Genomic DNA, 10,532 nt, shown 5'->3' with positions numbered 1-10,532 from the left:
GGCGAATGGCTTGCCATGCTGCTCGAACGCGAGGCGACCATGCGCCGCCAGAAGCGTTTCGAGGCTCGCGCCAGGGCTGCCAAGCTTCGCCATGACGCGCAGATCGAGAATGCCGACTTCCGCGCCGCACGCGGCCTCGACCGCAATATGTTCATGGCGCTTGCCGGCTGCGACTGGATCAGAAAGCATCACGGTCTTCTTGTCACCGGGCCAGCCGGCGTCGGCAAAAGCTGGCTTGCCTGCGCTCTTGGCCACCAGGCCTGCCGCGAAGACTTCTCAGTCGCCTACCACCGGGTTCCCCGGCTGTTCGCCGCCCTCGCGCTTGCAAGAGGCGACGGGCGATACGGCAGGATCCTCAAATCTCTTGCCAGGACCGACCTGCTGATCCTCGATGACTGGGGACCTGAAAAACTCAATGACGACCAACGCCGCGATCTCCTGGAGATCATTGAGGATCGCTACGAACGACGCTCAACCATCGTCACAAGTCAGGTNGAAAAACTCAATGACGACCAACGCCGCGATCTCCTGGAGATCATTGAGGATCGCTACGAACGACGCTCAACCATCGTCACAAGTCAGGTGCCCGTGGATCGCTGGTGGGAAATTATTGCAACCCAACTTTGGCCGACGCCATCCTGGATCGCCTCGTTCACAACGCCTATCGCATCGATCTCACCGGTGAAAGCATGCGAAAACAGCGCCCGCCNCATCCTGGATCGCCTCGTTCACAACGCCTATCGCATCGATCTCACCGGTGAAAGCATGCGAAAACAGCGCCCGCCGATCGTCCCCGAAAACACCGAAGCTTGACCTGAAACAAAACCCAACCCAAACATCAACGAGACCCAGGATCAGACCGAAAACTGGCCGCCTTCAAATCGGAATGGTGGCCGCAATGAAATCGGAATGACTGGCCGGCTTCAAATCGGAATCGGTGGCCGGCTTCATCGGAATACGCAGGGACCTGCGCGGNTGGTGGCCGCAATGAAATCGGAATGACTGGCCGGCTTCAAATCGGAATCGGTGGCCGGCTTCATCGGAATACGCAGGTACCTGCGCGGCGACAAACAAGGTGAGATTCCTCTCATCCAGTGTGCGGGTATTCCTTGATCCCGCAGAGGACATCCGCAAGCTCTATTCTGGGGGAGACATTGGCGTGCAGATCTAGCGAGCAGGCGATCGGGCTATCCGGCCCAAGCCTTCCTCACAGCTCTGCAAGGAGTTGCCCTCGAGGTAGGGTTCTGTGGCCCAGCAGGCGGCGCCATGTAGCTCGATACAGAGTCCGTCCAGGGGTCCACTGCGCTCGATCTGCGAGAATTTCGCTGAAGATTGCGCGCGCAGCCTCTTCTTCGATGAAGCCGGAGGGCGTCGCCTTCGCGGCGAAGATGGGCACCATCTCTGCCTTCTGGTGCAAAGCCGCGTCGATGGTGCCGGCCATGTAGCTCGCCGTCTGGGGGAAATGCGCCAGCTGCGGGCAAATAGCAATTGTTGCGGAAATCCCGAGGGCCCGTTGGGGCAGGGCAGAGCGGGTTGGTCTCATGCGAGAACTGGACGAGGGCGATGCGCACCGACGGGATCCGGACTGAGGCTTGCCAGCCAATGGGCAAGCAGGCAGGGAAAGTGGGAGATTTTCCCTGCGGTTGCTGCGAGAGATCAATAGGTTCCGTCGATGAACTCGCCCTTGGCATTGGTGCGGTAGACCTCTGCCGCCGAGTCGGCCAGATCGTTCAGATAGCGTTCGGTCGCCTTATCATGCACCGGGTTGACAGCCATCTGGATTGACGGGCAGGGGCGCTGCGAGCGTCCGATGAACCAGCCGCGGGTTTCCATCGCATCGGCGACGGCATTGATGTCAAGCTCCGGATCCTCACTGCAGTAGCTGAAGAGGCAGAGCTCGAAAGGCCGCACGGTTTTCAGCCCCTTGATGGCGTCGATGCCATCGGTCAGGCGCTTGGTGGTGTCGATGGTGATTGCGGCAAGCTCGCGGTAGCCGTCGATGCCGAGGTGCTTCATCATGGCCCATGCGCAGGCAACCGAGCCGCCCGCGCGGGTGCCCTGCATGCTGTCGGTGGCATAGGTGCCGCGCGCCCAGGTGAAGGCGAAGGTGCCAAACGCCCGGTCTGCCTTGTTCGCAAAGAGCAGCAGCGAGGCGCCCTTAGCCGCGAAGCCGTATTTGTGGATATCGGCCGAAAGGCTGGTCACGCCGGGAACGCTAAGGTCCATATCAGGGATGTGATGGCCGTTCATGCGCGCGAAGGGCGCGAGGAAGCCGCCAACGCAGGCATCGACATGCATCCAGAGCCCGCGTTTCTGCGCGAGGGCCGCGAGCTCGGGGATTGGATCGAAGGTACCGCTGGCATAGTGGGGCGCCGAGCCGACGAGCATGATCGTATGCTCATCAATGGCCGCCTCGATCGCGGCGACATCGGCGCGGTAGCTGTCCGGGTCCATCGGCAGCCGCACAACCTCGATATCCATCAGATGCGCCGCGCGGTTGAAGGCGGGATGCGCGGTTTCCGAAAGGACGATCTTGTAGGGCGCGATCAGCTCGGGCCGCGTTCTGGCGCGTTCGCGCGCCGCTTTGACGGCGATCATGATGCTCTCGGTGCCGCCCGATGCGAAAATCGCGTCGGCGTTGGCGCCCCCGCCGAGCAGCGAGATCGACATTTCGAAAATCTCGTCTTCCATAATCTTCAGGCTTGGGAAGGCGCGACCTTTGCCAAGGCCGTTTTCGACGAGATAGAGACCGTACGCCTCGCGCTGCTTCTCCAGCAGCTCGTCATTGTGAAAGTAGATATAGGATGGCAGGCGGCCCTCTTTCCACGCGTAGTCCCCCTTTTTGCGGTTGATCAGGTCTTCCCTGACGGTTTCCCATGGTTGGCTAGGGCCGAGCGGCATAGTATAATTCCGTGTAAAGTGAGGCCTCATAATCTCGGAGATGAGGCCCAAAGTCAATATTAAAATATCAAACTGGAATTTTTCATGGAACTTGTCCTCGACCCGGCCGGAAAAGCCGATCCGCGCAGCCGTGATACCGTGGGCCGTCAGTTGCGCTGGAGCTTGGTAAGCGGCGAATTCCGCCCGGGAGAGAAGATCAAACTGCGCGATCTGGCGGCACAATTCGGGGTCAGCGTCACGCCAGTGCGGGAGGCACTGGCGCAACTGGTGGCCGCTGGCGCACTGGAGCAGACGCCACAGAAATCCATTCGGGTGCCGGCGCTCAGCCTGCCGCTTTATGATGAGTTGCGGCGGCTGCGGCTAGTGCTGGAGCCCGATCTCGCGATGCGGGCAGTCTCAGGTATAAGTGACGAAGAAATAAGGGATTTGGAAGCATTATCCGAATCCCTTCTAGCCCGCGAGGCACTTACCTCCTCTCTTTACCGGGTCGGTGTAGCCCGCTTCCATTTCTCGCTTTATGCGGCGGCAAGGCAGCCCTGCACCCTACGCGTAGTCGAGGGGCTTTGGCTGCAGTCCGGGCCCTATCTGTCGCATCTGTTTCCCGAATATATTGGCAAATCACCCAGTCCCGGCCTCCGGATGGACATCTGTGACGCGCTGCGTCGACGGGATGCGGTGGCTGTGCGGGATATCCTGGACCAAGACCTGCGGTCGGCAATGGCCTATTTGATCACAATCATCGAAAAACTGATACCACAAACTTCTTGACCTGTGTCGATTTATTCAAATATTGTGACCTCAAAGATGGCCATCTTAGGGAGAGCGACACGATGAGTCCTGGCAAAGTTGCCAACTTTTCGCTGCGCCGCCGCAGCATGCTGGCGGGCTTTGGTGCCGCTATGCTTCTGGGCAGCACGCGGATCGCGCAGGCCGCGCAGGGGACCACCCTGCGGATCGGACTGTCGCAGGTCCCGACCTCGGCCGATCCGCATTTCCACAATCTTGGCGCCAATGTCGGGCCGCTGAGCCAGATCTTCGAAACCCTCGCCACCGAGATCAAGGGAGAGCTGGTGCCCTGGCTCGCGACCGCCTGGCGCCAGGACGGCGACGATCTCTGGCTTTTCGACCTGCGCCAGGATGTCACCTTCCATGACGGCGCACCGCTGACCGCCGCCGACGTGGTCGCCTCGATCAAGCGCGTCGGCTGGGTTCCCAATAGCCCCGGCTCGTTCATGCCGCTGCTCTCTTCGGTTGAGACGGCCGAGGCTGTCGACGATCATACGGTCTCGATCAAGACCAAGAGTCCGGCGCCATTCCTTCTGTGGCAATTGGCTGAGATCATGATGCGTGCCTCGGGCGCCGAGACCGACACGGCGGCTTTCAATGACGGCAGCGCTGCGATCGGGACCGGCCCCTACAAATTCAAATCCTTCAAGCCCGGCACTGAATTCGTCTGTGCCAGCAATGGCGCCTGGTGGGGTGGCACGCCGGATTGGGAAGAAGTCCGCTGGGTCCAGCTTAGCAATGATGCGGCGCGTACCTCGGCGATCCTGGCGGGCGGTGTCGACGTCATCGAGAACGTCCCCCATGTGAACCTCAAGGCGCTTGAGGGGAATGCAGATATCAGCGTGCATACCTCGCCGGCCGGCAGCACCTACTACCTTGCCTTCGATGCGGTGCGCGAAGAGTCGCCCTTCTCCAAGGGCAAGGACGGCAAGAACCCGATGACCGATGTCAGGGTCCGACGCGCGCCGTCGATGGCAATCGACCGCAACATGCTGGCACAGCGCACCTTGGGCGGACTTGCGACCGCGCAATCAGTTCATGGCAGAGTGGGGAGAAGGCTACGTGGCATCTCTGAAGGGCCAAGACTACGACCCGGAAGGCTCCAAGGCCTTGCTCGCAGAGGCTGGCCACGCCGAAGGCTGCAAAGTGACCATCCACACGCAGGGTTGGGTGAAAGAAGACGCCCAGCTTTTGATGACATCGCGCAATACTGGTCCCGCATCGGGGTGGACGTTTCTGTCGAGGCGCTGCCGGTCTCGACCTATCTGCCCCGCGCCACCAACCGTGAGTTCTCGATCATCTCGGGGTCTTGCTCGGGATGTATGGTGCGCACCATCTGCGCGGGCTTGCGATGACGCGCAACATTCCGGCGGGCGAGGGCGCGCTGAACCGGATGCTCTATTCCAATCCGGAGGTCGATCAGCAGATCACGGCCGCCTACCTGGAGATGGATCAGACGAAACGGGTCGGCCATGCCGTCGAGGCGATGCAGATGGTCACCGATGATGCGGTGGTGCTGCCCATCGTCTTCGTTGCCAGTCAATGGGCCAGCCACGCGCCTGTCGGTAAAGTCGCGGCCAATCCGCGCGGCCGCACATCGGCCCGGCTGGTCAAAAAGGCATGACGATGTCAACCGCTCCGACCATTCTTGTGGCTGCGGTCTTTCACGAGTCGCATGCCAGGACCCCCTTGCGCACCACAATCGCCAATTTCGTGGTCACGCGCGGGCAGGCCCTGCTGGAGAAAGCTCTCCAGTCGGACGCCAGCATCGGCGGGGCGGTTCGTTATCTTGCCGGCGAAGGGGTCAACCTGATCCCGAGCCTCGCCGCAATCTCGCCTCCGGGCGGGCTGCTGGTCGCGGGCCTCTGTGACCAGTTCATCGCCGAGATCGCGGCGGTGGCAAAGGCGCAGCCCCTCGACGGGATCTTCCTTGACTTGCACGGCGCGATCGCTGGCGAGGATATGGTCGATTTCGAAGCTCGGCTCTGCACCCGTCTTCGCGCCGAGCTCGAGGCTGGAATCCCGATTGCGGTGGCGCTGGATATGCATGGCATCGTCTGCCCCAATCTGGTTCAGGCGGCGACCATACTGGTGTCTTGCAAGAACAACCCGCACGACGATTACAAGGATGCGGGTCAGCGCGCGGCGCAGCTTATGCTGCAGCAGCTCAGGGGTGGTCAGCCCTTGCACCTTTGGGCCGAATGGCTGCCCGTTCGCATTCCCTATCCCTTGGAAACGACGAGCAGCCCGCTTTGCAAGATCCATGCCGAGCGGCGGCGGCTGGAAACCGGGTCCATCGCCGATATCTCGATATTGAACTCCTATCCTTTCGGCATCCGCGCGCCGGGCGGCCAATGCATTCTGGTGTCTTCGACCGAGAGCCTCCATCACGCACGCGGTACGGCTGAAGCAATGGCAGCGGTGTTCCGCAGCCATCTTAGCGAGTTCGTGAATGATCTCCCCTCGCCCGCCGAGGCGCTTCTGCAGGCGGACACGGCCCCGAAGCCTTTGATCTTCGGCGATTTCGGCGATCGCGTGCTGGCCGGTTCTCCCGGGGACAGCACCTATCTTGCCCGGCAGATCCTGTCGCTGCGGCCGGATCTGAAGGTTCTGGCACCCATCACCGACCCTCAGGCGGTGGCGCAGGCCAAAGCTCTCGGCCCGGGCGGCGCGGCGCGCTTCACGCTCGGCGCCCGCTGGAGCCATGAGGCGCCAGCCTTGGAGGAGGAGTGTCAGGTGCTGTCGCTGTCGGACGGGCGTTACACGCTTGAAGGCCCGTTCATGCGCGGCGAGCCTACCTCGGTCGGCGATTGCGCCGTGCTTCGCGCCGGCAATCTGACGGTGCTGGCCACCTCGATGCCGGCCCTGACGCAGGACATCGCCGCCTATCGGGCAAATGATCTGCAGGTTGCAGATTTCGACGTCATCATCGTGAAATCCGGGTCGCATTACAAACTCTCGCTGGCCAAATACGGCCATTGCGTGAACGTCAGCACCCCCGGCTTTACCAATGTCGGGTGACGGCCGTCGCCGCGCGGATCGTTGCGGCGACGTCACCTGGCATACCCTTTCCTCGCAGAACGGTTGCCCATGAATTACTTGATTCACCGCTTCTTTCGTCAGGCTCTTGCGCGCCATGGCCGACCGGATCGCATGGTCACCAGCCACACCAATCACGCGGTGAAGCTGTCGCACAGGTGGAATGGTTTTAGTGCCTTCACCAGGATTGTTTGGACTGGGGACATCGCGAACAGGTGTGCGAGGACATCGCGAACAGTTTTTCATTCTATCGAGCAAGGGGATTGAGGTCGATGGTTTCTATTTTCTGATGTCTGAACCAGGCGTCGAAGACGCCGTCGGCAGCGGTTGGGGCGAAAGGCGACGGACTTTCCCGCGAAGGCCCTGCACAGGCGCACGGTGTGGCCGAGGATGGAGACGAAGCCATGCTGCTGAACGCGGCGGATGAGATCGTCCTTGGCATAGTCGAACGGCTCGACGGTTTCGCGATACTGGCGCTGCGAGACGCGGTAGCGGTCGAGCGGCACGGCGCCGCCAAGCGCGTCGTGCGGACGCACGGTGTTGTAGACGTGACGCCAGTGATCGAAGGCGTCCTGGGCCTTGGGGAGATCGGCAAAGGGCGGTCCCTGCAGCGCTTCGGCTTTGAGCGAGCGATGGAAGCGCTCGTCCTTGCCGAGCGTCTGCGGGTGGCAAGGCCTGGAATGGCTGACGGCGACGCCGGCCTCGATCAGCCAGACGGTGAGCAGCGTGAAGTTGTTGCGGCCGCCGTCGCCCCACGGCGGGCCGTTGTCGGTGGCGATACGCCACGGCAGGCCGTAGCGGCGGAAGGCGGCGATCAGCCGGGTCTTTACGGTTGCGGTGGTCTGGTCGGCGCAGGCCGACAGCGCGATCGAGAAGCGCGAATGGTCGTCGAGCACGGTGAGCGGATGCAGCCGACCGCCATGCAAGGCGACATGGCCCTTGAAGTCCATCTGCCACAGATCGTTGGGAGCTTCGTGCTCGAAGCGGATGAAGGGCTGGGCCCCGCCGCCCAGCGCGCCCAGCTCGATGCCGTTGCGGCGCAGGATGCCGGTCACCGTCGAGGCCGCGGGCGTGCCGATGCCGTCGCGGGCGATGACGCGCGCGATCTTGCGTCCACCCCAAGCCGGATGCGCCGCGCGCACCGAAAGTGCAGCCGTTTCCACCTCCGGCGCGCACTGCGCCGGGCTCGATCGCGGCCGCCGCGACTGCTCGGCCAGTCCTGCCTCGCCCTCGCTCCGGTAGCGCGAAAGCAGCTTGTGGCCGCACGTCCGTCCGATGCCGAAGCGCCGACACAACGCGCTCACATTCGACCCCTCCACCAACGCCAGCCTCACGAACTCCAACTTCTGCTTCATCGCGCTTCTGTCCTTGAACGGCATGCCGAACCCCCTCGCGCACAACGCGCAAAACTGTTCGCGATGTCCTCGCACACCTGTTCGCGATGTCCCCAGTCCAAACACAGGATGAGCTGCAATGGAAGGGAGCTCCAATCATAAATCTTTGCCCCTGGAATAACTCTCGATCCTAGTGCGCGAGTAGCCAATCCGACTAACGTCATCTGTGTTTAGTTCGCGCGCAGAAAGCAACGGATAATGGAGACACCGGTAATTTCTCGGGGGTCAGGCGGCGCGCAGAAGGGGAGGTTTAGGCTTGAAAAGAGAAGGCACGTTTGACTCTGGCTGTCGAACGGTGCCCGCAATCTCTGGTGAAGTTCGCCATTGATCTCGGCCGTGCGCATTTGCTGCTTCTTGACCATACGTTTCCCGACGAGTGAGTTCACCGCCGACTCGGCGAGGGACGTGGCTTCGCGAAGGCCGGCTCGATAGCGCTTGCCATAGTTTACGATCGCACCGCGGTTCGAACGGACGTAGGTCAGAAGCTGCAACCCGAGACTATGAAGCCGTGCGATCGAGAACTCGCCTTCTCGCTGCGAATGCTTGAGTTTTACCAGGACCCGCTCCAGGTCGCGAATGGCGCGATCGACACGGCCGTGCCATAGACGCCACCTCACGCCCCTGACGTCCCTGACGCCCCTGTCGATGGAAGGCAGCTCCCCGGTTCGGTCAGTGTGGGATCGTATCCACTGATCGGCGATCTGCTGCATAGGCTGGACGGCTTGGCGAATGGAACCAGTCGATGATGTAGGCCGTCGGCTTCGGTATGGCGCGGGGCAGCCGCTTGAGAATTTCTGCGCCGTCCGAGATCACAGTGATGTCGCCGAAGCCGGTACCCTTCGCGCCGAAGGGTATGAAGGGCGCGATCCCGGATCGCCATTTGGTCGGTACTGCCGGTGACGAAATAGCGGCCACCGGATTCGCCTCGTCCACCGCGGCCGCATCTGGCCGCGACGAGTTCGAAATTTCGCGCCAAATTGGGCTCGGCGCTGCGCACATGAGCCGTATCGATATGACGACGAACTCTTTGCGTCGATCCCCGGCGCATTTCGAGCTGGCGTCGGTCATCGATTGAGACCTCGCGCGCCCTGTTTCCTGTGCGATGTGGTCGTCGAGCTGTGATTTTTCATGGAATGAGGACCCTGTTTGAGGGGTGATTTTCGTCCAAACGGGGGTCAGACTCAATCTCGCTGCAAGTGCAGGGTGATGGTCGCGCAATTTTCGAGAGGGAATCAGCGCGATGGAACAGAGATTTGGGTCGACGAGACTGGCGCCGGCGGGGCTGCTCGTCGAGCATGCCGAAATCAACACGGATTGTGTATTTCTTGACGTGCGCGCTACGGCGCTTTCGGCCACGTGCCCGTGCTGCGGGACGAGTTCACGCCGGACCCAGAGCCGATATATGCGGCAAGCCGCCGATCTGCCCATCGCTGGCCGGCGGGTGGTCTTGCGGGTGACGGTTCGCCGTTTCTGGTGCGACGCCGTTCTTTGCCGCCGCCGCATTTTTGCCGAACGGTTTGGCGCCGATGTTTTAGCCCCGTTATCGCGGAGAACCGGACGCCTTGAGACCATCGTTCATCACTTAGGACTGGCGCTGGGCGGAAGGCCTGCCGCAGCCTTTGCCGATCGCCTGATGNCTTGAGACCATCGTTCATCACTTAGGACTGGCGCTGGGCGGAAGGCCTGCCGCAGCCTTTGCCGATCGCCTGATGATGCCGGTGAGCAACGATACCCTGTTGCGTGTCGTGCGCCGGCGGACTGAACAGCCGCGCCATAAGCTCGCCATCATCGGCATCGACGACTTCGCGTTCCGGCGCGGCCAACGATATGGGACGATTGTCTGCGACCTTGAGCGCCGCAGGCCAGTAGCATTGCTGCCTGATCGCGAACAGGCGACATCGCAGGCTTGGCTGGCGAACCATCCTTCCATTGTGACTGTCGCTCGCGATCGGGGTGGCGGCTATGGCGAGGCGATCGCCAAGGCCCTGCCTCATGCCGATCAGGTGGCCGACCGCTGGCATCTGATGGAAAACGCCAGCCGCGCTTTCCTTGATGCAGTCAGCAAGTCCATGCGGCATATCCGAAAGACCGTCGGCAGCACCATCATCGATCCAAAGCTTCTCACCTATGCCGAACGGCTGCAATATGAAGGATATCTGCGTCGCCAGGAGACAAACGAGGCCATTCTGGAATTGTCGAAGCAGGGTGTGCCGATCAAGCAGATCGTCAANTCTGCGTCGCCAGGAGACAAACGAGGCCATTCTGGAATTGTCGAAGCAGGGTGTGCCGATCAAGCAGATCGTCAAACGTACCGGACATAGCCGCAAGGTCGTCCGCCGCGTCCTGCGCGGTCAGCGCTCCGACATGTTCCGCGTCCGGCAGAGTTCGCTCGAGGAATGGCTTCCCTGGCTT

Annotated in this window: 8 protein-coding genes and 3 pseudogenes; 6 read left to right on the top strand and 5 right to left on the bottom strand. The window is 61.7% G+C overall.

The window, feature by feature from the left end:
* On the top strand, positions 1–813 hold an 813-nt coding region (locus X738_RS88095), incomplete at its 5' end, for an ATP-binding protein (protein ID WP_023804073.1).
* Positions 814–1,087: 274 nt separating this feature from the next.
* On the opposite strand, the pseudogene X738_RS85690 reads toward X738_RS88095, so the two are convergent.
* Positions 1,088–1,543: pseudogene (locus tag X738_RS85690) on the bottom strand (M81 family metallopeptidase).
* 113 nt (positions 1,544–1,656) lie between these two features.
* On the bottom strand, positions 1,657–2,901 hold the full coding sequence (locus X738_RS79640; protein WP_023804070.1) for a pyridoxal phosphate-dependent decarboxylase family protein: 1,245 nt from the start codon (positions 2,899–2,901) through the stop codon (positions 1,657–1,659).
* Between the two features lie 84 nt (positions 2,902–2,985).
* Here X738_RS79640 and X738_RS79635 point away from each other — a divergent pair, with 84 nt between their 5' ends.
* The 4 genes from X738_RS79635 (at position 2,986) to X738_RS79620 (ending at position 6,708) form a co-directional block, all read left to right on the top strand.
* Positions 2,986–3,669, top strand: a complete 684-nt coding sequence (locus X738_RS79635; RefSeq protein WP_023804069.1) for a GntR family transcriptional regulator — start codon at positions 2,986–2,988, stop codon at positions 3,667–3,669.
* 62 nt (positions 3,670–3,731) lie between these two features.
* The gene (locus X738_RS79630; protein WP_023804068.1) at positions 3,732–5,042 is read left to right on the top strand and encodes an ABC transporter substrate-binding protein; all 1,311 of its coding nucleotides are present in this window, start codon (positions 3,732–3,734) and stop codon (positions 5,040–5,042) included.
* Complete coding sequence (locus X738_RS79625) at positions 5,039–5,311, top strand: hypothetical protein (RefSeq protein ID WP_031257107.1); 273 nt, start codon at positions 5,039–5,041, stop codon at positions 5,309–5,311. The genes X738_RS79630 and X738_RS79625 overlap by 4 nt, the downstream gene beginning before the upstream one ends.
* Positions 5,308–6,708 carry a M81 family metallopeptidase gene (locus X738_RS79620; RefSeq protein WP_023804066.1) on the top strand — a complete coding sequence of 467 codons (1,401 nt, stop codon included), beginning with the start codon at positions 5,308–5,310 and terminating at the stop codon, positions 6,706–6,708. The genes X738_RS79625 and X738_RS79620 overlap by 4 nt, the downstream gene beginning before the upstream one ends.
* Before the next feature lie 265 nt (positions 6,709–6,973).
* Here X738_RS79620 and X738_RS79615 read toward each other — a convergent pair.
* From X738_RS79615 to X738_RS85685, 3 genes and pseudogenes are all read right to left on the bottom strand, one after another.
* Positions 6,974–8,105, bottom strand: a pseudogene (locus X738_RS79615) (IS481 family transposase).
* 185 nt (positions 8,106–8,290) lie between these two features.
* Entirely contained in the window at positions 8,291–8,830 is a 540-nt protein-coding gene (locus X738_RS79610; protein WP_023804064.1) for a hypothetical protein, read from the bottom strand.
* Entirely contained in the window at positions 8,790–9,188 is a 399-nt protein-coding gene (locus X738_RS85685) for a hypothetical protein (RefSeq protein WP_156942774.1), read from the bottom strand. Before X738_RS85685 ends, X738_RS79610 begins: the two co-directional genes overlap by 41 nt.
* 172 nt (positions 9,189–9,360) lie before the next feature.
* On the opposite strand from X738_RS85685, the pseudogene X738_RS84130 reads away from it, so the two are divergent.
* Positions 9,361–10,532, top strand: a pseudogene (locus X738_RS84130) (transposase); the annotation flags it as partial.

The sequence above is a fragment of the Mesorhizobium sp. L48C026A00 genome (genome assembly GCF_000502375.1).
Taxonomy (GTDB): domain Bacteria; phylum Pseudomonadota; class Alphaproteobacteria; order Rhizobiales; family Rhizobiaceae; genus Mesorhizobium; species Mesorhizobium muleiense.
The sequence above is the reverse complement of the archived record's forward strand: the minus strand, read 5'-3'. Positions and strand labels throughout refer to the sequence as shown.